This window comes from Niveispirillum sp. CC-CTL257, assembly GCF_059489915.1.
In genome coordinates, this window is record NZ_JCAJXE010000001.1 from 871,503 (window position 1) to 895,278 (window position 23,776).

Genomic DNA, 23,776 nt, shown 5'->3' on the forward strand with positions numbered 1-23,776 from the left:
ATCAAGCCATGACCCCGATCATCCTCGACCGCGCGCTGCGCGCCCGTTGTGACACGTTCCTGCACGGGCATGGGCCGATCACGCCGCGTCTGTGGATGGAGCGGATGCTGGCGATGCCGGAGATTGATCTGGCGGGCGATGAGTATAATGCCGGTCCCGGCATCGACCTGTTGCAGGGGCAGGTGGCGGATCTGCTGGGCAAGCCGTCCGCCCTGTTCTTCCACAAGGCGGTGGTGGGGCAGCAGGCGGTGCTGTTTTCCCATCGCGAGCGCACGGGCCGGCGGCTGGTGGCGGTGCATCCGAAAAGCCATATCGCGGCGGATGAGTCGGACGCGGTGGAGCGGCTGTCGGACATCAGGCTGGTCCGCATCGGGCCGGATGACGCGCCGTTCACGCTGGCTGACTTGCAGGGTGTCAAGGAACCTCTGGCGGCGGTGGTGGTGGAGCTGCCGCTGCGCAATGCCGGGTTCCGGACGCTGTCCTGGGAGGAACTGGCTGCCATGTCCGCCTGGTGCCGGGGGCAGGGGATTGCCTTCCACCTGGATGGTGCGCGCCTGTGGGAGACGCAGCCCTTCTATGGCCGCTCGCTGGCGGAGATTGCGGCCTTGGCCGACAGTGTCTATGGCAGCCTGTACAAGGGCCTGGGCGCGCCGGGTGGGGCGCTGATTGCCGGCGATGCGGCGTTTTTGGACACGCTGAAGCCCTGGCGATCGCGCATGGGCGGCAATCTCTACACGGCGTTTCCGTTTGTGCTGGGTGGGCTTTATGGCCTGCGCCATTTTCTGCCGCGCATGGGGATCTATCACACCCGGGCCGTTGCTCTGGCCGACGCGCTGTCCACCCGCGAGGCCCCCTGGGCTGCCGACCGGGTGATGTGCAATTCCTTCCGGCTGGTCTGGCCGATCGCAGCCCCGGCGCTGGCGTCAGCCCTGGAGCGCATGGCGCGGGAGGAAGGGGTGTGGTGCTTTGGCCGCGTCATCCCCCTGCCGGTGCGCGACCATTGCTGTACGGAGATGGTGGTGGGGGAGGCGACCATGACCCATGACACGGGTGCCCTTGCCGACCGGTTCGCCCAGCTGCTGACCGCCGCACGCGGCTGAACGCATTGGCGCCATCCCACACCGCCGGGTGACCCATCCCCCAACCCATGCTAAGCAACCGCCGCCAAACGGGCGCAGGAGGGGGATTGAGCCATGAAGATTCTGGTCGTGGGTTCCGGTGGTCGCGAACATGCGCTGTGCTGGGCCATCAAGCGCTCCCCCCTGTGCGACGCCCTTTACTGTGCCCCCGGCAATGCCGGGATCAAGGATGTGGCGACCCTGGTGCCACTGTCGGCCAATGACGTGGCCGGCATCACCGCTTTTGCGACCGCCGAAGGCATCGACTTTGCGGTTGTCGGGCCGGAGGAGCCGCTGGTCCTGGGGCTGGCCGATGCGCTGCGCGCCGCCGGCATCCCCACCTTTGGTCCGTCACAGGCGGCGGCAGCGCTGGAAGGGTCCAAGGGCTTCATGAAGGATGCAGTGGCCCGCTTCGGCGTGCCCACCGCCGCTTATGGCCGCTTCACCGATATCGGTGAAGCCAAGGAATTCGTGGCCCGCCACGGTGCCCCCATCGTGGTGAAGACCGACGGTCTGGCCGCCGGCAAGGGTGTCACCATCTGCCAGAGCGTGGATGAGGCCTATGCCGCCATCGAGGAGGCCATGGTGGGCCGCCGCTTTGGCGATGCCGGGGCCGAACTGGTGATTGAGGAATTCCTGGATGGGGAGGAGGCCAGCTTCTTCGCCATCTGCGACGGCAGCAACGCCGTCGCCCTGGCCGGCGCGCAGGATCATAAGCGCGCCTATGATGGCGACCAAGGCCCCAATACCGGCGGCATGGGCACCTACAGCCCCGCCCCCGTCCTGACGCCGGCCATTGAGGCGCGGATCATGGAAGAGATGATCCTGCCGACCGTGCGCGGCATGGCGGCGGAGGGCAAGCCCTTCATCGGCGTGCTGTTCGCCGGCATCATGGTGGTGGACGGGCCGGATGGGCAGCCGGTGCCCAAGCTGCTGGAATATAATGTCCGCTTCGGCGACCCGGAATGTCAGGTGCTGATGCGCCGCCTGAAATCCGATCTGGTGCCGCTGCTGCTGTCGGCGGCCCAGGGCGACGTGTCGGGGCAGGTCCCCGAATGGCATGACGAGGCCGCCCTATGCGTCGTCATGGCTGCCGAGGGCTATCCGGGCGACTATGTGAAGGGCACCCGCATCGGAAACCTGGGCGAGGCGGGACAGGTGGATGGTGTGGAGATTTTCCATGCCGGCACCAAGGAAGGGGCCGACGGTGCCATCCTGGCCAATGGCGGCCGTGTCCTGGGCGTCACCGCCATTGCCCCGCGTGTGGCCGATGCCCGCGCCAAGGCCTATGAGGCGGTGGACCGGATCGACTGGAAGGAAGGCTTCTGCCGCCGCGACATCGCGTGGCGGGCCATGGCGCGGGGGCTTTAACCCTTCTTGTCGAACATGCCCATCGCATAGGCCGTGTGCAGGGCCAGTGGCCCCATCCAGCCGACCAGCGGCCAGAAGAACCAGACCTTGTCCGGTGTGATGAAGAAGTTCACCGGCACGATGATGACGGCGAAGATGAAATAGGCCAGCAGGTGGTTCAGCAACTGGCTGCGCCGCTTCTTCACGGCCGGGTGCGCATCGGGCAGGGGCATGGCAGGGGCGTCCATAATGGGGAACCGAATGGGCGCGCAGCATAGCGCCAACGCCGCGTGTTGCCAGTACCGATCATGGTTGATTGGCCGGCATCGCCTGGGCCACAATCGCGCATATCCCCTTGATCCAAAAGCAGCCGCCATGGACCTCAACCGCATCTTCGCCCAAGCCGTTTCTCGCCAGAATGATGGAAGCTGGGTGGAGGCCGAGAAACTGTACCGCCAGATCGATAAGCTGCGCCCCGGCATGGCGCCGGTTTCCTGGAATCTGGGCCTTGTTCTGAAGGCGCAGGAGAAATGGGCCGAGGCGCTTACGGCCTTTGAGAAGGCGGGAAAAGCCGATCCGAGTTTTCGGGGCCTGAACTTCAATATCGGTCTGTGCCACCAGAAGCTGGACCGCATGGACGAGGCGCGGGTTTCCTTTGAGAAATCAGTGGCGGTGGAGCCGGATGACCCTGTTGGCCGCTTCAATCTGGCCGCCACCTATCGCGAGCAGGATAAGCTGGAAGACGCTCTGGAGCAGGTCGGCCAGGCCCTAGCCCTGAAGCCCGATTTTGTCGAGGCGCAGCTGCTGCAATCCAAGCTGCGCACCCGCATGCTGCCGCTTTGGCATGTGCCGATGGTCAATGACGCGCCCCGCAATGATGCCTATGAAGCGGCGATCAAGGCGCAGGTGAAGCCCGGCGATCTGGTGCTGGAGATCGGCACCGGCTCCGGCCTGCTGGCCATGATGGCGGCGCGGGCGGGCGCACAGGTCGTGACCTGCGAGGCGGTGCCCTGGATCGCGGAGACGGCGCGCGCTGTCATCGCCGCCAACGGCCTGTCGGACCGGATCACCGTGGTCAATACCCTGTCGACCGCCTTGCAGGTGGGCGACGTCCTGCCGCGCCCGGCCGATGTGCTTTTGTCAGAGATTGTGGCCAGCGACTTCCTGTCCGAGCGCATCATTCCGGCGGTGGCCGATGCCCGTGCCCGCCTATTGAAGCCGGATGCCCGCATCCTGCCGGCGCGTGGCGGCGTGCGCTGCGCCCTGGCCGGTGGTGCACTGCTGGAAATGCATCTGTTTACGGGACCGACCAGCGGCTTTGACCTGTCGGCCTTCAACCGGCTGTACCCACGGTCGGTGCGCTATGATGCGCGGCTGGTTCAGCCGGTTGCTTTGTCGGTGGCGGCGGATCCTTTCGTGTTTGATTTCACGGGCGATCCTATCCCTGCATCGGAACAGGTCCGCTTCATCCTGCCCGCCAACGCCGAAGGCCGATGTGCCGCCCTGGCGCAATGGGTCTGGCTGGATTTCGGCGGCGGCGTGACGTTCGAGAACAGCCCCTTCGTGGACAGTCCGGCCAGCGGCTGGCAGCCCGGTTTCTACCTGCCGGATCGGCCGTTTGCGGTGAAGCGTGGACAGGGCATCACCATTGATGCGCTGCATGACAGCTTTAACGTCTGGCTGTCATTCCATGCGTGAAATTTGCTACGGGGCTGTGTCCATTTGAGAAACGACCGGTTTCCAGGAATGGCAACTCGTATCGAGAGTTACAAAAAACCTTAGCCGGTTTTGTTGTAAATATTCACCACCAGTTAATTGGCGACCAATATAAAAAAGCCCCGGTGACTTTCATCGCCGGGGCTTTCGTATTTTCAGTCAGGGCTCAGTCGCCTTCGCCTTCGCCATAGTCGCGAATATCAGCCGGGTCCCAGATGGCACCACGGCGCCGGCGGCCATTGGATGCGGCTGCTGCGGCATCTTCCTGCACCTTGGGCTGGCGCTTGCTGCCGGGGACCGGGCCACGACGGCGGGGGGCCTCAACCACCGGCGCTGCCGATGCCTCTACAGGTGCGCTGTATTGCCGGTTGGCGGCGGCGGCGGCGGCAGCTTCCTCGTCGTAACCAGCATTCGGGGAAACGGCGCGCAGCAGGGAACCCACAGCGTCGGCCACCTCTTCGGGGGCGGATTTCCACGCGCGAAGCAGATCCAACTCGCGGCGGGACAGGATCGGGGAGGAACCTTCAGCCGTGGCGGCGAAGCTCTCCGGCGGTCGCCGCATGTCGGGAACATCCAGACCATCGAAGAAGAAGGTCAGCGGTACATCCAAGATGTCAGCCAGTCGATACAGCTTGCCGACAGAAACGCGGTTCGACCCGCGTTCGTATTTCTGAACCTGCTGGAAAGTGATGCCCAGTGCCTTTGCAAGGTCAGACTGGCTCATTCCTAAAAGGCCGCGACGAAGTCTTATACGGCCGGCCACATGGTTCTCGATCACCGTCTCAAGCGCAGCGACCGCTGCATTTTTGCTCCGTCTCGGCATAGAACTCTATAGCCCCCTATTCCGCGTTCCTGTGAAACACCGCGTCACGCAATTTGTTCCGTGACGATCAGAGATCACCATTCTTTGCATCATCTCGACCCTGGGGCGGTACTTCGCCTCCAACGTCATCAAAAGCACTCAGACCTTCTTTGGTCACTGGACCACATGGATCGCTCACGCAAGTACGCGGCCCAAATCGCCCGCATGCTATGGTATGGCAATATCTGTGATTTTAGCCGGACTGTCCATCACTTGTATGTTCCGCACACACACAAGCGACTTTGGTCAGCCAATTCACGGCAGCAAAACCAGAATGCGCCTCAAATTCTATTAGGATAACCTCCCCTCGGTTGTCTTGCGCGGCAAATTGAACAACCAGACGCCGCAATAAATCCAACGCGAACTGCCAGAGCGGGGGTTCTTCGGCCCATGCGGGTATTTAACATCAATTATACTACCACATCCGCGCCGCTTGTCGATAAATCAACTTCGCGAATCCGGACATTGAGCGAATTTGCCACATGCCTAGCGTTAGAACCGAATTTTCAAGATGAAAATCCGGAATCTAGGGCCCGCGTCAAGCGGCATTTTCAATGTCGCTGACAAGAAGTGTCGAAGCCATGCCATAGACTTGGCGTTCCGCCCGCAGGACGCCCAGCCATTCCCGCAGACTTTCTGAAACGAAAGGCTTGTGATCCCGGGCAATTTCCATCTCCGTCTCGGCGATGAGCCGGTCGAGCAGGCGGGCATGGACCAAAGCGGCCTCGCGGATGTGATGGGTAATCGGCTGGGCCGGCATTGAAGGCTCCGGACGGCGGGAATGATGGCAAAGCTGTGACCATCATCGCCTGCCGCCCGGATTTTGGCGCGCGGAAATAGGGATTAGTCCCTTCGTGATCAGCCGTTGGTGGCGGCTCCACGTTCCAGATCCAATGTCATCCGAATCGCCGGGTGCCCGAGATGGGCCCGATAGAGGTGAACATTTTCCAGAACACGCTGTACGTAGTTCCGAGTCTCATAGATCGGCATGGTCTCGATCCAGTCGATGACATCGACTCCGGGGCCGCGCGGGTCGCCATAATCGCGCAACCACCCGGCCACCCGTCCGGGGCCGGCATTGTAGGCCGCAATGGCCAGAACATAGGACCCGCCGAACCGGTCCACCAGATCGGCCAAATAGGCCGACCCTGTCTCGACATTGTATCGGGGGTCGGCGGTCAGGCGGTTGGCCGTGCTGCTGGTCTTGGGTGGCTGTTTGGCGGGCGGCTTCTTTGTCTTGGCGTCCTGCTTCTTGTTCTTGGCGTTCTTCGACCCGGCTGCGGCGGGCTTGGGCTGCGGCGTGCGGTTCACGCCGGCCGCCGTGGTCGGCATCACCTGCATCAGACCGCGCGCCCCGGCTGAACTGACGGCATCGGCCACGAAATTGCTTTCCTGGCGGATGATGCCATGGATCAGGGCTGCTTCGGGCCGCGATGGCGGCTTCATGTCCAGCAGCGGGAAGCCCGCATGGCGCAGCACAAAGCCATCCTGCCATGCCGCACGCGAGGTGGTGACGGCCAGATCCTTGCGCTTCAGCGCCAGGGCCAGTTCGCCCACCATCCGGTATTCCTCGCCCGTCTTGGCATCGGCGGCCAGTTTGCGCAGGAACAGGGTGGTGCGGTCGCTGTCCGGCCCCTCGATGCGGGCCAGCAGGCGGGTGAGGCGCACCATCTCTCGCTTGTCGAAGGCTCGGCGCTGTTCGTCTGTCGGCTCCGGCTCCACCGGCAGGGCGCTGCCGGGCAGGCGTTCCAGATGGTCGACGGCCAGCAGGCCATAGAAGGTGCCGCCATAGGTGGTGGCGGTATCGAACCAAGTGGCGGCCCGTTCCTTGTCACCCATCGCCTCCAGCGCCCGACCCGCCCAATAGGCGCCGCGTGACCGGCTGACAGGGGAACTGGTGCCCCGGAACAGGGCTTCGAAATGCTTCAGGGCCTGATCGGGCTGGTTCAGCTTGCGCAGGGCCAGCCAGCCGGCCAGGAACTCTGCTTGCGCAAAGCCCAACCCATCCTTGGTGGCATGCCCCGCCACCAGTTCATAAGCACGGGCATATTGTTCCTTTTCCATCAGCCGGCGGGCCAGGATATGGCGTTCGACCCACCAGTCGGCGGCATGGGCCTGTTCCTCCGCCGGCTTGGTGGCCAGCACCTCCATGGCGCCATCGTCCATGTCCTTGCGGCGGCGCCAGCGGGTCCGGTCATATTGCAGTCCGGGATCGTTTTGCAGGCTGGCCGGCACACGGCGCAGCGCGCCATCCACGCCGGGCGACTGCGCCGCCATGGCGATCCGCGCCTCCGCCACCGCCTGCCGGCCGGGATCGACCAGGGGCATGACGCGCCGTGCCTCATCGATCTTATCCGCCCAGATCAGTTGATCCAGACGGGCAGCATGGTCGGACGGGCGCAGCAGGCCGACATAGCGCTGGCGGTAATCCCGCTCTTCCTGCGCGCCGAAACTGCCATTGATGTAGCGATCACGGATCAACTCGATGGCCTTGTCCGACGATCCCGTCTCCATCAGCGCGTCGGCATAACGGCCCAGGCCAATCAGGGTCAAAGGCGGGTTCTTCTCAAACCATTCCCGGACCTGCGCATAAGGCATGTCCGACGGCATCTTTGCCTCGGCATTGCGGCGCAGGGCGGCCTGATTGGGCCAGTCGGGATGGCGCTTCATGAATCCGGTGACGGAATCCCAGCTGGCGTCGCTGCCGCCCTGGGTCAGGCTCATCCACAAGATCAGCTGTGAGGCCAGATCGTCGGGCGCGCGGCGAACGATGCGCTGTGCCTCGTCCAACTTGCCCTGATCGGCGGCGCGAAGGGCCTGTTTATAGATGCCGACATCGCTGGTCGTTCCGGCCGCCTGTGCCAATCCGGTGCCGCCAAGCCCGATACCCAGACAGATCAGCATCGCCGCCAGGGCACGGCCTGCCGCCTTGTTTCGGGGATTGCGGCTGTTTAAGGTTCGCGCCTTCATTCGTTCTGACCGGAGTGTCTTGCCATGTTCAAGGGTTCCATCGTCGCACTGATCACGCCGTTCCGTGAGGGGAAGGTGGATGCGGTGGCGTTCAAGGACTTCGTGGACTGGCAGATCAAACAGGGGACCCACGGCGTGGTTCCCGTGGGTACGACCGGCGAATCGCCGACGCTCAGCCATGAGGAACATCGTCTGGTCGTCTCCCTGACCGTTGAGGTGGCGAAGGGCCGGGTGCCCGTGATCGCCGGCACCGGTTCCAATTCGACGGAAGAGGCCATCGCCCTGACCCGTCACGCCAAGGAGGCTGGTGCCGACGCCGCCCTGATCGTCACACCTTATTACAACAAGCCGTCGCAGGAAGGTCTTTATCAGCATTACAAGGCCATCCATGACGCCGTCGATCTGCCCATCATCATCTACAACATCCCCGGCCGCAGCGTCATCGACATGTCTGTCGCAACCATGGCGCGGCTGGCGAAGCTCCCCAATATCGTCGGTGTGAAGGACGCGACGGCCGATCTGGCCCGCCCGCTTCGCACCCGTGTCGAGATCGGGCCCGACTTCTGCCAGCTTTCGGGCGAGGATGCCACCGTTACGGGCTTCCTGGCCCAGGGTGGGGTGGGTTGCATCTCCGTCACGGCCAATGTCGCACCCGCCCTGTGTTCGCAGCTGCATGAGGCGTGGCAGCGCGGCGATCTGGTCGAGATGGCCCGTATCCGCGACATCCTGTTGCCGTTGCATCAGGCCATGTTCGTGGAAACCAGCCCGGCCCCGGTCAAGTACGCAGCCAGCCTGCTGGGCAAGTCTACGCCGGATGTCCGCTTGCCGCTGGTGCCCTGCAGCACCGAGGGCCGGACGGTCGTTGAGGCCGCGATGCGCAAGGCAGGCCTGATCTGATCCGCTGATTCCATTGAACTTACAGATGCGTCCCCCCATAACAGGGGGGACGTTTTCTTTTCTGATCGGATTTTTCCAGCGATGGCGAACAACGCGCCCGAGCGCAAATTGGCGGCACAGAACCGCCGGGCCCGCTTCGATTACTTTATCGAGGATACGGTGGAGGCCGGCATCATGCTGACCGGCACGGAGGTGAAGTCACTGCGCGGCGGCAAGGCCTCCATCCTGGAAGCCTATGCCGGTGAAATCGGGGGCGAGCTGTTCCTGGTCAATTCCTACATTCCCGAATATGGCCAGGCCGGGGCCTGGCTGCAGCACGATCCCAAGCGTCCGCGCAAGCTGCTGGTCCGCAAGCGGGAACTGGTGAAGATGCTGACCGCCATCGCGCGCCAGGGCATGACCCTGGTGCCCATGTCGATCTATTTCAACGACCGGGGCAAGGCCAAGGTCGAGATCGGGGTGGCCAAGGGCAAGAACAAGGGCGATAAGCGCGAGACGGAGAAGGAACGCGACTGGCAGCGCGACAAGGCCCGCCTGATGCGCGCGCGGGGGTAAGCCCCTGCGCCTATTGCGTCACACTACTGCAATATTAACAGCCGGTTAAGCGTCCTCACCTTCCCAACAGACCAGGATAAGTTATCGTTCCTGGGTGCTCAGTCGTTCCAAATGGGGCGGCGACTGAAAAAAGTTGGGAGAAGAACTCATGAGTAAGCAGTGGCTTATGGTTGGTACGGCGCTGGCCGGGTTCCTCACGGTGGCGGGGGGCGCCCAGGCGCAGCAGCCCGCGAGCGATATTGAGGAAATTGTCGTTACCGGTACGCGCCGCGCCGACCGTACCCTGGCTGAATCGCCGGTGCCGGTGGACGTGATCAATGCAGGCGAACTGGAGCGGTCTGGCCTGGGCGAGGTCAACAAGGTCCTGAACGCACTGGTGCCCTCCTTCAATTTCCCGCAGCCGACCATCACTGACGGCACCGACCATATCCGCCCGGCCACGCTTCGCGGCCTGTCGCCCGACCACACCCTGGTCCTGATCAATGGCAAGCGGCGTCACAATACGGCGTTGCTGAACCTGAACGGCTCGGTCGGTCGCGGCTCTACCGGTGCCGACCTGAACGCCATTCCCGCTTCCGCCATCCGCCGGGTCGAGGTGCTGCGCGATGGGGCGGCGGCACAGTACGGTTCCGATGCCATCGCCGGCGTGATCAACATCATCCTGAAGGACAATAATGAGGGCGGGTCGGCCTTCGCCTCCTATGGTCAGACCTATGAGGGCGATGGCGACGTCTATCATTTCGCCTCCAATGCCGGGGCGACCATTGGCAATGGCGGCTATCTGAACCTGACCGCTGAATATCGCGACCGCGCCCATACCAACCGTCAGGCCGCCGATATTCGCCAGCAATATAACAATCTGGCCGGTGGTGCGCCCGACCCGCGTGAGGCGACGATCAACCGCACCGACAATTTCTGGTACGGCGACAGCGACGTCACCGACTATAATATTGTCTATAATCTGGGCTTGCCGCTGGGCGGTGCCGAACTCTACTCTTTCGGCAATTACAACAAGCGCGAAGGTAAGGCCGGTGCCACCTGGCGGCGTCCGCGCGACCCGAACAATGTCCGCGCCATCTATCCCGACGGTTTCCTGCCCTTCATCACGTCGGACATCGACGATATGTCGGTGGCGGTGGGCGTGAAGGGGGATGCTGGCGAAACGCGGTACGACATTTCCGGCACCTATGGCCGCAATGATTTCCCGTTCAGCGTGGAAAACACCCTGAACGCCACCTATGGCACCAACAGCCGCCGCAGCTTCTATGCCGGTGATCTGCTCTACACCCAGGGCGTGATCAATGCCGACGTCTCGCGCGATATGGATGTCGGTCTGCCCTCCGCCCTCAGCGTCTCCGCCGGTCTGGAATACCGCACCGAAGGCTATGAACTGGGGGCAGGGGATGAGGATAGCTGGAAAGATGGCGGCGTGAAGGTGCTGGATGGCGGCTCCACCAGCGCCGTCGGTGCCCAGCCGGCACCCGGCGCCCAGGGCTTCCCCGGCTTCCGACCCAGCGATGAGGTCGATGTCGATCGCCACAGCTATGCGGCATATCTCGACATGGAAACCAAGCTGTCGGACATGCTGTTGGTCAGCGTGGCAGGCCGTGTCGAACATTATTCCGATTTCGGCTGGACCGGGTCGGGCAAGTTCGCCTTCAAGTACGATGTGACGGATGCGTTCGGCCTGCGTGGTGCGGTGTCCAACGGCTTCCGCGCGCCTTCCTTGCAGCAGAGCTACTTCTCCTCCACGGCCACCAACTTCATCGGTGGTGTGCCGTTTGAAATCCGCACCTTCCGCGTCAATGACCCGGCGGCCCAGGCCTTGGGTGCTGAAGACCTGAAGCCGGAAAAGTCGATCAATTACAGCCTGGGCTTCACCTCCAACCCGTTCCCGAACGCCAGCCTGACGGTTGACGCCTATCAGATCCGTATTGATGACCGTATCGTCCTGTCGGAGAACCTGACGGGTACGGCGGTGCAGAACTTCCTGACGGCGCGCGGCTTTGCCGGCGTGACCGGTGGGCGCTTCTTCACCAATGCCATCGATACCCGCACGCGCGGCGTCGATATCGTCGGCACCTACCGCGCCGATCTGGACAGTGCCGGCACCCTGAACCTGACGGCGGGCGTCAATTTCAACGATACCAAGACGTTGAACGTGAAGCCCAACCCGTCCACGCTCAGCACGGTTGGCCTGCAACTGACCCGCTTCTCCCGCGTGGAGGAAGGTCGGTTCGAGGAAGCCCAGCCGGAGAACAAGATCAACCTGTCTGCCAGCTGGCAGTATGAAGATCTCAACGTGACTGTCCGTGGCACGCGCTATGGCAAGTTCACCTCACGCAATGCCAATGCCGCACTGGATCAGACCTTCGGGGCTGAATGGGTGGCCGATATCGATGTCGGGTACGACCTGACGGAGAATCTGTCGATCTCCGCCGGTGTGAACAATGTGTTCGACAATTACACTGATCTGGTCATTCCGGGCGCCAACCCGAACGGCTTTGCTCAGTATTCCAATTTCTCGCCGTTCGGTTTCAACGGCGGCTTCTACTATGCCAAGGTCAAGATGACTTGGTAACGGCGGCGGTTCCGGCGGCGGCGGATATTCGCCGCCGCCGGGATCAACCTCACCGTTCAAACAGCCAATTCATTTTGCTGCTGCCGAAGCTCCTGTATCCCGCCGCCTTAAATCGGCCCAGCAGATCACCGGTCCAGCTTTCTTCCGACCGTTCGATGATGATCACGCGCGGCCAAAGGCTCTCAGGGGCCTGATCGAAGAAGGGCAGCAGGGCCTTGTCCTCCGCCCCTTCGATATCGATCTTCAACAGGTCAATGCGGGTGATCCCGGCCTCTGCCAGTACATCAACCAGGGGGCGCACGCGCACGGGGGTGGATTTGCCGCCATGGTCGCGAACCAGGGAGGAACCGCCCAGGTTGCTGTCATCCAGATAAAGCCCCATCACGCCTTCCTCCGCCCCGATGGCACAGTCGGCATGGGTGATGGCGGCGTCCGTGCGGTTCAGCGATAGATTGAAGCACAGGCGGCGTGCCGCCTCCGGCCCCGGCTCCACCGCCAGAATACGGCCCGCCGGCCCCAGGAAACGGGCGGCGTTCAGGGTGTAGAGCCCGACATTGGCCCCGATATCGACAAAGGTGCCGTCGCGCGGCAAACGCTGCGACAGCAGCGCCATTTCTTCCGGGTCAAAGAATTGCGGCATGAACAGGAACTTGCGTTCCCCGACATTGTCGCCGGGATGCAGACGCAGATGGATGCCGCGCACTGCCACATCGAACACCGGGCCTTGCAGCACCATCGCCACCTTGCGCAGCCACAAGGCCAGCCGCCGGCCCGCCGGCGTGACGGGCAGTCCCTGGCACAGATCGGTCAGCAGCCGGGGCAGGGTGCCGGGGGCGTGCGTGCCGAAGGGCGGCTCCTGTATGTTGCGCAAAACATGACCTCCAGACAGCAGAAACTGCCCCCGGAAAGGGCATCTGCGGCACGCTTATGCCATAGGACATAGGATGTCGCATCCCCTTACGACACAAGGCAAATCCATCATCATTGACAAGGCACTGGCGGCTATGTGCAATGCCCGCTGTCCAGGGTGCTGCGGGCAGCAGCACCCACCTACCGGGGCGGTCCCGTGCCAAGCGGGCGTCCGATCTGATTGGGGGTCCTTGATGAAGCTGAAGCATGTGATCGGCGCCATCGGCATGGTTGCCGCCATCGCCGTCGGCCATACGGCCATGGCCCAGGAAAAGAAGGTCAATATCTATAACTGGGCCGATTATATCGGCGAGACCACGCTGGACGATTTCACCAAGGCGACCGGGATCAAGACGCAGTATGACGTCTTCACCGATCTGGAGACGCTGGAATCGAAGCTGCTGGTTGGCAATTCCGGCTACGACGTGGCTGTGCCGTCGGCGGAACCGACGATGCGCAAGCTGATCCAGGCCAAGGCCATCCAGAAGCTGGACAAGTCCAAGATCCCCAATCTGAAGAATGTCGATCCGGCCCTGATGAAACTGGTCGAATCGACGGACCCCGGCAATGAATATGGCATCATCTATCAGTGGGGCACCATCGGCATCGGCTACAATGTCGAGAAGGTAAAGGAGCTGCTGCCCGGCGTGAATGTTGATAGCTGGGATGTGGTCTTCAAGCCGGAAAATGCCAAGAAGCTGGCCGCCTGCGGCATCGTCTTCCTGGACAGCCAGACCGACGTTCTGCCGTCCGTGTTCAAGGCACAGGGCCTGGATCCGAATTCGGAAAGCCCGGAAGACACGAAGAAGGCCGAGGCGGCCATGCTGGCCATCCGCCCCTATATCAAGACCTTCGTGCCGTCGGTGATCGACCCGCTGGCCACTGGTGACGCCTGCGTCGCTGTGGGCTATTCCGGTGACGTGTTCCAGGCCAAGGCCCGCGCCGAAGAGGCCAAGGCCAAGTTCACCATCGCCTATTCCATCCCCAAGGAAGGTGCCCAGGTCTGGTTCGACATGATGACGATCCCGGCCGGTGCCAATGTCGCGACCGCCAGCGCCTTCATCAATTACGTGCTGGAGCCGAAGGCCATGGCCGGCATCTCCGACTTCGTGGCCTATGCCAATGCCGTCCCGGCCTCCTGGCCGCTGATGGATCAGGAGATTGCCAAGAACCCGGCCATCTTCCCGCCCAAGGATGTGATGGCTAAGTTCTTCACCGTGAAGCAGATCAACCAGAAGGCGGAGCGTGAACGCACCCGCGCCTGGACCAAGATCAAGACCGGTCGCTGATCGATCCTTTGCAAATATTGTGTTTGAGAACGCCGGCGGGCTTCCCGCCGGCGTTTTTCGTTTTGGTGCCTTCCGTCCAGGGAAGGTTGATCAAGGCGAGGCCTTAAAGTGCGAAAAATATGGTTGTAAATAATCGATAAAATAAAATCTGAAAGTCAGATTATATTTCATATGTTTCAGCGTCTATTAATAATTTTAGCATAAAATCCAATATAACATCTCTATTTCGTATGTAGTTGCATCGTAAATATTGACAGTAATGCCCGGCATTGGCCAGATGCGGCAGGCGCGATCAGATTTTATTCTATGATGATAGAAGGTCTGCGCGCCTGTACCAGCATTGTGCGTGACCATTTGTGGTGAGCAGAAAATGGCGACCTTGGAATCGGGACAAAGCGTTCTTCGGCTGACGGCATCGCAGGGGACCAGCGGGTCAGCCGGCGCCGTGGTGTATCTCCTGGTCAATGGGGTGCGGGTCGGGACGCCACAGACAGTGTCGGCATGGCGCTGGGGTGGTACGACGCAGGAACTGACCTTTACCTTCGATACGCCCGACACGGTATCCAAGGTGGAGCTGGAGTTTGTTGACGGCGTGAATGGCGATACCAGTCTGCATGTCCACGGCCTGTCCATCAATGGTGTGGCCCTGACAGCCGCGCAATCCTCCGTCATGGCACCCTGGGGTGTGCAGGCGGGTAGCTGGGACCTCTGGTTCAGCGCCAAGTTGGGCTACGATCTTTCCGGTCGCACAGACATTTTCGGTGGCCGGTCGCAGAATGCGGTGACCGGCACAGCCGGCAATGACACACTGACCGGCAGCGCCGGGGCTGACCGTTTCACGGGTGGGCAGGGGGCGGATCTGTTCCGTCCCGGTGGCGGTGCCGATGTCATCACCGATTTCAACGCCACGGCAGGCGACCGCGTTGATCTGCGCGGAACCGGGGTCAGCGGTTTTGACCGGCTGACCCTGTCGCGCGACGCCACCGGCACGTTGGTCAGCCTGCCGGGCGGTGGCACGATCCATATTGACGGTACGGCCACGCCGGCGACCGGCTGGTTCCTGTTCGACGGGCCAGTCCGGCCCGGTGCGGAAAGCGTCGTTCGGGTTCAGGCCTGGGCCGACCTTGCCAATAATATCGGCGCAGAGGTCTATCTGCGCGTGAACGGGGAACGGGTGGGACCCGCCCAGTATGTCACCGCCGCGCGGTGGAGCGGGGCGGCACCGCAGGACTTGCTGTTCACCTTCACCACCCCCGCAGAGATCACCTCGCTGGAGATTGAATTCAGCAATGACGGGGTGGGGGGCGACCGCAATCTCTATATCCAGTCGCTGACCGTGAATGGTGCGGCGGTAACCGCTGCCGATGGCCGGATTTTGACCCCCTGGGGAGAGAACCTGTCCGGCTCCTGGGACCTTTGGTACAATGCGCGCCTGCGTTACGACGTGTCGGAACGTGCCGACATGTTCGCACCGGCACCGGGCGTCGCACTGAACGGCACGGAGGGTGCCGACAGCCTGACCGGCGGTGCCGGGCCGGACAGCATCATCGGTGCCGGTGGTGACGATACCCTGACCGGTGGGTCCGGTGCCGACAGCATCACGGGCGGCGATGGTGCCGACCGCCTTTCCGGGGAGGCGGGTGCCGATACATTGGCTGGCGGTGCCGGTGACGACGTGTTGTCGGGCGGCGATGGCAATGACAGCCTGTTGGGCGGTGCCGGCAACGATATCCTGGATGGCGGGGCTGGTGCCGATCTTCTGTCCGGTGGTGATGGTGACGATACCTATATCCTGGACAGCGCCGCCGACAGCATTGCCGACAGCGCCGGCAATGATCTGGTGAAGGCTGGGTTTTCCTACACGCTTGCCGATGGGCTTGAAAACCTGACCCTGACAGGGACAAGCAATATCAATGGCACCGGCAATGGTGTGGCCAACATCCTGACCGGTAATGCCGGGGCCAACCGTCTGGATGGCGGTGCGGGTGCGGATACCATTGATGGCGGCCAGAATGTGGCCGGTGTGGCCGACACGCTGGTCGGCGGTGCCGGCAACGACACTTTCATTGTCCGCAACGCCGGTGATCAGGTGGTGGAGAGTGCCGGGCAGGGGGTGGACGAGGTTGTGGCCTATGTCGACCATGTCCTGGCCGCCGAGGTCGAGAACCTCACCCTCGCAGGCAGTGCGCCGTTGCAGGGCCGGGGCAACAATCAGGACAATGTCATCACTGGCAATGTCGGTTCCAATGTGCTGCACGGTCTGGCCGGTAACGACACGATCACGGCGTCGGACGGGGCCGACACGGTCGATGGCGGTGTGGGCGATGATGTTCTGTCAGGCGGCACTGGCGGCGATGTCTTCCGCTTCGGTCTGAATAACGGCCATGACCGGATCACCGATTTCAACGCGGCCCAGGGCGACCGTATCGACCTGACCGAACTGGGCATCACCGGTCTGGCGCAGTTGCAGATCAGTGCGACGGCGACAGGCCGCAGCATCGCCCTGCCCAATGGTGGCAGCATCGAACTGACGGGTGTCAGCGAACCGCAGGCCAGTTGGTTCACCTTTGCCAATCCGCCCCCCGGCGGCGGGGACAATGGCGGCGGCAATAATGGTGGCGGCACAGGCGGCGGCCCCGTGGCGTCCGGCACGCAGATCTTCAGCTGGGAGGGGATCAGCTTCCCCTCCTATGTGCAGAACCGCTATGCCGGTGCCGGCTCCGACGCGGCCCTGACAGAAGTGGTGGCGACGGGTGCGAACAGCGTCGCCATCATCCCCACCTTCTATGCCCAGAACCTGACGTCTACCAGCATGGGGCCGGTGACGGGGCGCAGTGAAACCCTGGACAGCACCCGTCATGCCATCGATCAGGCGCATGAGGACGGGCTGAAGGTGATGCTTAAGCCGCATGTTGACACACAGTCCGGCGACTGGCGTGCCGAATTCAGGCCCAGCGACCCCGCCGCCTGGTTCGCCAGTTACAAGCAGAACATGCTGCAATGGGCAGCACTGGCGCAGGAAACCGGGGCAGAGATGCTGTGCATCGGCACCGAGTTGGACAGCCTGACGGGCCCGGCCTATTACAATTACTGGGCCGATCTGGTGCAGGCTGTGCGTGCCGTCTATGACGGTCCCCTGACCTATGCCGCGACCTATATGGATGTGCTGAAGGTCAGCTTCTGGGATCTGGTCGATGTCATCGGCGTCGATGCCTATATCCCCCTGACCCATGGCGACAACCCGACGGTCGAACAGATGGTCGCCGCCTGGACCGACATCAACAGCACCCATGACTGGGTCAAGATCCTGTATGGCAACCGTACCGCCATGGAGGCCTATAAGGACCTGTCGGAACAGTATGGCAAGAAGGTGGTTTTCACCGAGGTCGGTTTCCGCAGCCTGGATGGCACCAACAAGGATCCCGGCGTGTTCGGCGGTGGCGGCATCGTCGATCTGGCTGAACAGGCCGATGCCTACACCGCCCTGTTCCAGGTGATGACGAAGTTCGGCGGCCAATGGCTGGACGGTTCCTTCATCTGGTCCTGGCACGCCATCCCCGTGGATCAACTGACCGCGCAGGGTGTGAGCGCCACCGACTACACGCCGCAGGGCAAACCGGCGGAACAGGTGATCACCAATGGCTATAACCACGCCCAGCAAGGGCAAGGCTTGCTGCTGTTCGGCGATGCCGCCGCCGACCGGTTGGATGGTGGTTACCATCATGACACGCTGTCCGGCGGCATCGGCGATGACAGCCTGTGGGGCGGGGCCGGCAATGACCTGCTGACAGGCGGCCCGGCGTCGCTGGTTCAACCCACCCACCATACGATCAGCATGGTGGCGGCGGGCGATCTTGCCGGCGGTATCGGCCCCCAGGTCTATCTGCGGGTCAATGGCGAACGGGTGGGACCCGCCCAATTCGTCACCGCCGTGAACGGTGCCGGGCAGACCCAGACCCTGACCTTCACCATCGATATGGCGGTGACGGTCAATTCACTGGAGATCGAGTTTGCCAATGACGGTGCCGTGGGCACCGAGGACCGCAACCTGTTCATCAAGTCACTTGCCATCAATGGCTTTGCCCAGAATGCGACGGATGCCACGCTTTTGACCAGCTGGGGCGCGCAATGGGAGGGGCGGTTCGACCTTCTGGTCGGCGGTCGGTTGATTTTCGACACGCATGACCGGCAGTCACTGTTTCCGACCAGCGTGACGGACAAGGATACGCTGGTCGGCGGGCTGGGTGATGACACGCTGATGGGTGGGGCGGGGGATGATGTCCTGTCCGGTGGTGCCGGGGCTGATCATTTCCTGTTCACCGGCGGCAGTGGCGCCGACCGGATCCTGGATTTCACGGCAGGCGGCGGCGATGTTATTGTCCTGTCAGGAATTTCGGGCATCACCAGCTTTGATCAGGTTCTGGCGGCTCTGTCTGCACAAGGCGCGGATTGCATCATCGACCTGGGTGGAGGCAATTCCATCCGTCTGGTCGGTGTCGAACCCGTCGCGCTGAGTGCAGCCAATTTCGCCTTCGTATAGGCGGAAACGGTCCATCCCTGCGCCTTTGCATGAAAAGCCCCGCCGGTTCGTGCCGGCGGGGTTTTTTCATTCAGGCGACGGATGGTGCGGCGGCTTTCCGATACCGCGCCGGGGCCACCCCGATCCGGTTGCGGAAATGGTAGCGAAGGGCGGCGGCGGTGGGAAACCCGCAGGCCGTCGCCACATCCTCTACGCTGGCGTCTGTTTCTGTAAGCAACTGTTCGGCCCGCGCCACCCGTTCGCGCAGCAGCCATTCGCCGGGTGACAGACCCGTCAGGTCCTGGAAGCGGCGGATGAAGGTGCGCAGGCTCATGCCTACGCTGTCGGCCAGATCGCGCAGGGCGTGGTCGCGGTCCAACTCCTGACGCAACCGGTCCAGCAGGGGGGAAAGCCGCCGACCCTCATGTTCCGTCGGCACGGGTCGGTCCAGCACCTGTTTCTGCGCGCCGTCGCGGTGGGACGACAGGACCAGACGTTGCGCCACCTGATTGGCGATGGCGGCCCCGAAATCCTTGCGCACGATATGCAGGCACAGGTCCAGACCCGCCGCACTGCCAGCGGAGGTCAACACATCGCCATGATCGATATAAAGAAGGCCGGGGCGGTAGCGGATGTCGGGATGGCGTTCGGCCAGGATCGCCTCATACCGCCAATGGGTGGTGGCATCCCGTCCTGACAGCAGCCCCGCCGCCGCCAGTACGAAGGCACCGGAGCAGATGGACACCAGCCGCGCCCCCCGCTCATGGGCGGTGCGCAGGGCCAGACATAAATCTTCCGGCACCGGCGCGCCCGCCGACCGCCATCCCGGCACGATGATGGTTCCGGCCCCGTTCAGCAGTGACAGGTCGCCATCGACCGACACACGGATGCCGCCCATGGCCGATAGCGGGCCGGGTTCGGCGGCCACCACCATGGAACGGTACCAGTCAGGCCCCAGTTCGGGCCGGGGCAGGGCGAACACCTCCACCGCGATCCCGAACTCGAAAGTGCAAAGCCCGTCATAGGCCAGGATGGCGACGGTGCGGTTGGGTGGATCGACGGGGGGCTTTTGCTTTGGCATGATTTCGACATTTTATGGCAGCGCGAGTGTTTTGCGAAGGGGGGATTGACGCCATCCTGCGCCCATCGAAACCCAGGACAGGTTGATCCGATGTCGAACGAAGTGACCCGCATTCCCGCCGCCCCGTCAGAAGACGCTGTCGCCCATTTCCAGAAGCGGCTGTCGCTGGAAACCGATTGCGCCGATGTCCATGCCGCCTTTGCCTCTGGCACACCCGGATTCGTCCTGGTTGATGTGCGCGGGCGCAAGGCCTTTGCCGCATCGCATGTGCCGGGTGCCATCAACATTCCCGTCCTGGATCTGACGGAAAAGCGGCTGGCGGAATATCCCGCAGATACGCTGTTCGTCGTCTATTGCGCCGGCCCGCACTGTAATGGTGCCGACAAGGGTGCGCTGCGGCTGGCCGGGTTGGGGCGACCGGTGAAGCTGATGATCGGCGGCATGACGGGCTGGGCCGATGAGGGGTTCAGCTATGAAGGTGCCAGCGCAGAGGCGGCGGCCTGATCATGGTGTCCGCCGTCACGGTGCGTGATTTTCAAGCCGCCGACATCCCGGCCCTTCTGTCCCTGATGCAGGCGGTGGCATCCTATGCCTGCACCATCGGTGCCCCGCGCCTTCACTGGCTGGTGCTGCCCGACAATCAGGCCGCCATGCGATTCTACAGGTCCCTGGGGGGCCAACCGGAGGCCGGATGGCAGTCCTGGCGTATGGATCAGGCGGCATTAATGGCCTTGGCCGGCGGGCTTGCGTGAAAAGTGCCGGTTTGCACACGCTCCCCCTATCCGTCTGGCTATCGTCGCGTGTAGAATTGTGCGGTGCGTGAAAAGCCACGCCACCTACCGATATCGCCAACCGGACAGGGACATATACGGACATGGCCAATGCGCAGCCCTCGCGGACCCAGACCAAGCTGGAACCTTGGCGGGACCCGAATGAGAAGCCCTATGTCCGTATCGAGAAGGTGACGAAGAAGTTCGGCGATTTCACCGCCGTCGACGATGTTTCCCTGTCGATCTATCGCGGAGAATTCTTCTCCCTGCTGGGCGGCTCCGGCTCTGGCAAGACCACCTTGCTGCGCATGCTGGCGGGGTTTGAGCGTCCGACCGAGGGCAAGATCTTCATCGATGGCGTCGATATGTCCAACGTGCCGCCCTATGAGCGGCCCGTGAACATGATGTTTCAATCCTACGCCCTGTTCCCGCATATGAGCGTGGAGGCCAACATCGCCTTCGGCCTGCATCAGGACAAGGTGCCGGCGGCGGAGATCAAGGAGCGGGTGGCCGACGCGCTGAACCTTGTGCAACTGGGGCAGTTCGGCAAGCGCAAGCCGCATCAGCTTTCGGGCGGGCAGCGGCAGCGCGTGGCCCTGGCCCGTGCCCTGGTGAAGCGGCCCAAGCTGCTGCTGCTGGATGAACCGCTGGGTGCCCTGGACAAGAAGCTGCGGGAGCAGACGCAGTTCGAACTGGTGAACATCCAGGAGAAGGTGGGCATCACCTTCGTGGTCGTGACCCATGACCAGGAAGAGGCGATGACCATGTCGTCGCGCATTGCCGTGATGAACCGTGGCTATATTGCGCAGATCGGCACGCCGACCGAGATTTATGAATATCCCAACAGCCGGATGACGGCGGAATTCATCGGGTCGGTCAACATGTTCCATGGCCGTATCGTGGAGTCTGAACCCGACCATTCCCTGATCCGCTCGGACGAGGCGAATTGCGACCTGTACGTCTCCCATCCCGGCCATCTGGCACCCGGCACCGAATGCTGGGTCGCGGTACGGCCGGAGAAGGTGACGATCTCCAAGGATGCGCCGGCGGGCAGCGATGGCCGCAATCAGGCGACGGGTGTCGTGAAGGAAATCGCCTATCTGGGCGATGTCTCTATCTATGAAATCCTTCTGGATACCGGCAAGCGGGTGCGGGTGACCGCCCCCATGGTGACGCGCCGCACCGAAATGCCCATTACCTGGGAAGACCGGGTGTACCTGTCCTGGCGGCCGTTCGCCGGCAGCGTCCTGACCAACTGACCGGACGGGAAGGGGGGCTGACCGATGGCCGAAACGGTTCAAAGCGAAATGCGCCATACGGGCTTTCTGGGCCTGTTGCAGCGGGTGGGCCTGTCGGGCCGGGCACTGGTGGTGTCCGTGCCCTATGCTTGGCTGCTGCTGTTCTTTCTGGTGCCCTTCCTGATTGTGCTGAAGATCGCGCTGGCCGAAAGCCAGATGGCGATCCCGCCCTTCACCTCGCTGATCGAGAATGTGGAGGAGCTGAAGTACCAGATCACCGTCACCTTCTATAATTTCCATTATATGGTGACCGACGATCTCTACATCGTCGCCTATCTGAACAGCCTGAAGATCGCCTTCATCTCCACCATTTGTTGTCTGTTGCTGGGCTATCCGGTCGCCTATGCCATCGCCAAGGCCGATCCGAAATGGCGCGCCCCGCTGCTGATGCTGGTAATCCTGCCCTTCTGGACCTCGTTCCTGATCCGCGTCTATGCCTGGATCGGCATCCTGTCCAACAATGGCGTGCTGAACAATGTGCTGATGTGGCTGGGCATCATCGATCAGCCGTTGCAGATCCTTTACACGCCCGTCGCCACCTATATCGGTATTACCTATTCCTATCTGCCCTTCATGATCCTGCCGCTCTATTCGACGCTGGAGAAGCTGGACAACACCCTGCTGGAGGCGGCAGCCGATCTTGGATGCCCGCCCTGGAAGGCGTTCCTGTCCATCACCCTGCCGCTGTCGATCCCCGGCATGATTGCGGGGGCCTTGCTGGTCTTCATTCCGGCCACGGGTGAATTTGTGATCCCGGAACTGCTGGGCGGGCCTGACACGCTGATGATCGGGCGTACCTTGTGGACGGAATTTTTCAATAACCGTGACTGGCCGCTGGCGTCCGCCGTGGCCGTCGCCTTGCTGCTGTTCCTGGTCGTGCCGATCATGATCTTCCAGAACGTGCAGGGTAAGCAGGGGGGGCACCCGTAATGCCGAAATCCTGGTTCCTGCGCTTTGGCCTGATCACCGGCCTGCTGTTCCTCTATATCCCGATCATTCTGCTGATCGTGCTGTCGTTCAACGACAACCGCTCTGTCTCCGTCTGGTCGGAATTCTCGTTCCGCTGGTACGGGGAACTGATGCGCGATGATCAGCTGCTGTCGGCGGCCTGGCTGTCGGTGCGCGTGGCCTTCATCTCGGCCAGCTTCGCCGTCGTGCTGGGCACGCTGGCGGGTATGATGCTGGCGCGGTTTGGGGCGTTCAAGGGCCGTGCCCTGTTCTCTGGCATGGTGTCGGCGCCGCTGGTCATGCCGGAAGTGATCATGGGCCTGTCGCTGCTGCTGCTGTTTGTCAGCATGGAACAGGTGCTGGGCTGGCCCGAAGGGCGTGGGATGCTGACCATCATCCTGGCCCATATCACCTTCACCATGTCCTTCGTGACCGTGGTGGTGCAATCACGGCTGGTCTCCATGGATGCCAGCCTGGAAGAGGCGGCGATGGATCTGGGGGCGCGACCCGCCAAGGTGTTCTTCGTGATCACCCTACCGCTGATCGCGCCGGCCATCGTGTCCGGTTGGCTGCTGGCCTTTACGCTGTCGCTGGATGATCTGGTGATCACCAGTTTTGTGTCCGGTCCCGGTTCCACGACGCTGCCGCAGATCGTGTTCTCGTCCGTCCGCTTGGGCCTGTCGCCCAAGGTGAACGCGCTGGCCACCATCGTGGTGACCATCGTGGCTATCGGCATCATCTGTGCCGGCATCTACAACGCGCGCCAGGAAAAGGCCCGGCAGCGGGATGAGCAGATGGCGCAACAGGGCGGCTGATCGCCCTCCAGGCTATCCGCTGTACAAACCCCGGTGCCCGCCGCACCGGGGTTTTCTTTTGTCAACGGCGCGTCAAACCTGTGACCTGAACGGAACCT

The 23,776-nt window shown here is 62.6% G+C and carries 19 protein-coding genes; 13 read left to right on the forward strand and 6 right to left on the reverse strand.

Going from position 1 to position 23,776, the window contains the following annotated elements; genetic code table 11:
• Positions 1 to 8: 8 nt before the first annotated feature.
• Positions 9 to 1,100: a threonine aldolase family protein gene (locus ABC729_RS04245; RefSeq protein ID WP_495606403.1), complete on the forward strand. Its 1,092-nt coding sequence runs from the start codon at positions 9 to 11 to the stop codon at positions 1,098 to 1,100.
• Between the two features lie 93 nt (positions 1,101 to 1,193).
• Positions 1,194 to 2,489 (forward strand): phosphoribosylamine--glycine ligase, encoded by a 1,296-nt coding sequence (purD, locus tag ABC729_RS04250; RefSeq protein WP_495606404.1) that lies wholly within the window; start codon positions 1,194 to 1,196, stop codon positions 2,487 to 2,489.
• Here purD and ABC729_RS04255 read toward each other — a convergent pair.
• Entirely contained in the window at positions 2,486 to 2,701 is a 216-nt protein-coding gene (locus tag ABC729_RS04255; RefSeq protein ID WP_495606405.1) for a 2TM domain-containing protein, read from the reverse strand. The genes purD and ABC729_RS04255 overlap by 4 nt on opposite strands.
• A 142-nt stretch (positions 2,702 to 2,843) precedes the next feature.
• Here ABC729_RS04255 and ABC729_RS04260 point away from each other — a divergent pair, with 142 nt between their 5' ends.
• On the forward strand, positions 2,844 to 4,166 hold the full coding sequence (locus ABC729_RS04260; RefSeq protein ID WP_495606406.1) for a tetratricopeptide repeat protein: 1,323 nt from the start codon (positions 2,844 to 2,846) through the stop codon (positions 4,164 to 4,166).
• 184 nt (positions 4,167 to 4,350) lie between these two features.
• On the opposite strand, the gene ABC729_RS04265 is transcribed toward ABC729_RS04260, so the two are convergent.
• The 3 genes from ABC729_RS04265 to ABC729_RS04275 all read right to left on the reverse strand — a co-directional run bounded on the left by ABC729_RS04265 (position 4,351) and on the right by ABC729_RS04275 (position 8,016).
• Complete coding sequence (locus ABC729_RS04265) at positions 4,351 to 5,007, reverse strand: helix-turn-helix domain-containing protein (RefSeq protein ID WP_495606407.1); 657 nt, start codon at positions 5,005 to 5,007, stop codon at positions 4,351 to 4,353.
• A 577-nt stretch (positions 5,008 to 5,584) separates the two neighbouring features.
• On the reverse strand, positions 5,585 to 5,806 hold the full coding sequence (locus ABC729_RS04270) for a hypothetical protein (RefSeq protein ID WP_495606408.1): 222 nt from the start codon (positions 5,804 to 5,806) through the stop codon (positions 5,585 to 5,587).
• A gap of 98 nt (positions 5,807 to 5,904) precedes the next feature.
• Positions 5,905 to 8,016 carry a lytic transglycosylase domain-containing protein gene (locus tag ABC729_RS04275; protein WP_495606409.1) on the reverse strand — a complete coding sequence of 704 codons (2,112 nt, stop codon included), beginning with the start codon at positions 8,014 to 8,016 and terminating at the stop codon, positions 5,905 to 5,907.
• 24 nt (positions 8,017 to 8,040) lie between these two features.
• On the opposite strand from ABC729_RS04275, the gene dapA reads away from it, so the two are divergent.
• From dapA to ABC729_RS04290, 3 genes are all read left to right on the forward strand, one after another.
• Positions 8,041 to 8,913 carry a 4-hydroxy-tetrahydrodipicolinate synthase gene (gene dapA, locus ABC729_RS04280; protein WP_495606410.1) on the forward strand — a complete coding sequence of 291 codons (873 nt, stop codon included), beginning with the start codon at positions 8,041 to 8,043 and terminating at the stop codon, positions 8,911 to 8,913.
• A gap of 81 nt (positions 8,914 to 8,994) precedes the next feature.
• A complete protein-coding gene (gene smpB, locus ABC729_RS04285) occupies positions 8,995 to 9,468 on the forward strand; it encodes an SsrA-binding protein SmpB (RefSeq protein ID WP_094456998.1) in 474 nt (157 codons plus the stop codon).
• Between the two features lie 148 nt (positions 9,469 to 9,616).
• A complete protein-coding gene (locus ABC729_RS04290; protein ID WP_495606411.1) occupies positions 9,617 to 12,049 on the forward strand; it encodes a TonB-dependent receptor plug domain-containing protein in 2,433 nt (810 codons plus the stop codon).
• A gap of 49 nt (positions 12,050 to 12,098) precedes the next feature.
• On the opposite strand, the gene ABC729_RS04295 is transcribed toward ABC729_RS04290, so the two are convergent.
• Positions 12,099 to 12,920: an FkbM family methyltransferase gene (locus ABC729_RS04295; RefSeq protein ID WP_495606412.1), complete on the reverse strand. Its 822-nt coding sequence runs from the start codon at positions 12,918 to 12,920 to the stop codon at positions 12,099 to 12,101.
• Positions 12,921 to 13,152: 232 nt separating this feature from the next.
• On the opposite strand from ABC729_RS04295, the gene ABC729_RS04300 reads away from it, so the two are divergent.
• Both ABC729_RS04300 and ABC729_RS04305 read left to right on the forward strand, forming a co-directional pair.
• Positions 13,153 to 14,247, forward strand: coding sequence for an extracellular solute-binding protein (locus ABC729_RS04300; protein ID WP_495606413.1), 1,095 nt, complete (start codon positions 13,153 to 13,155; stop codon positions 14,245 to 14,247).
• Positions 14,248 to 14,617: 370 nt separating this feature from the next.
• A complete protein-coding gene (locus tag ABC729_RS04305; protein ID WP_495606414.1) occupies positions 14,618 to 18,787 on the forward strand; it encodes a glycoside hydrolase family 113 in 4,170 nt (1,389 codons plus the stop codon).
• Positions 18,788 to 18,857: 70 nt separating this feature from the next.
• Here ABC729_RS04305 and ftrA read toward each other — a convergent pair whose 3' ends face one another.
• Positions 18,858 to 19,847 carry a transcriptional regulator FtrA gene (ftrA, locus tag ABC729_RS04310; RefSeq protein WP_495606415.1) on the reverse strand — a complete coding sequence of 330 codons (990 nt, stop codon included), beginning with the start codon at positions 19,845 to 19,847 and terminating at the stop codon, positions 18,858 to 18,860.
• A gap of 90 nt (positions 19,848 to 19,937) precedes the next feature.
• Between ftrA and ABC729_RS04315 the strand changes: the two genes are divergently transcribed.
• The 5 genes from ABC729_RS04315 to ABC729_RS04335 all read left to right on the forward strand — a co-directional run bounded on the left by ABC729_RS04315 (position 19,938) and on the right by ABC729_RS04335 (position 23,678).
• The gene (locus tag ABC729_RS04315; RefSeq protein ID WP_495606416.1) at positions 19,938 to 20,351 is read left to right on the forward strand and encodes a rhodanese-like domain-containing protein; all 414 of its coding nucleotides are present in this window, start codon (positions 19,938 to 19,940) and stop codon (positions 20,349 to 20,351) included.
• 2 nt (positions 20,352 to 20,353) lie between these two features.
• Positions 20,354 to 20,599, forward strand: a complete 246-nt coding sequence (locus ABC729_RS04320; protein ID WP_495606417.1) for a GNAT family N-acetyltransferase — start codon at positions 20,354 to 20,356, stop codon at positions 20,597 to 20,599.
• 122 nt (positions 20,600 to 20,721) lie between these two features.
• Positions 20,722 to 21,876: an ABC transporter ATP-binding protein gene (locus ABC729_RS04325; protein WP_495606418.1), complete on the forward strand. Its 1,155-nt coding sequence runs from the start codon at positions 20,722 to 20,724 to the stop codon at positions 21,874 to 21,876.
• A gap of 24 nt (positions 21,877 to 21,900) precedes the next feature.
• The gene (locus ABC729_RS04330; protein ID WP_495606419.1) at positions 21,901 to 22,845 is read left to right on the forward strand and encodes an ABC transporter permease subunit; all 945 of its coding nucleotides are present in this window, start codon (positions 21,901 to 21,903) and stop codon (positions 22,843 to 22,845) included.
• Positions 22,845 to 23,678 carry an ABC transporter permease subunit gene (locus tag ABC729_RS04335; protein WP_054167252.1) on the forward strand — a complete coding sequence of 278 codons (834 nt, stop codon included), beginning with the start codon at positions 22,845 to 22,847 and terminating at the stop codon, positions 23,676 to 23,678. The genes ABC729_RS04330 and ABC729_RS04335 overlap by 1 nt, the downstream gene beginning before the upstream one ends.
• Positions 23,679 to 23,776: the final 98 nt, after the last annotated feature.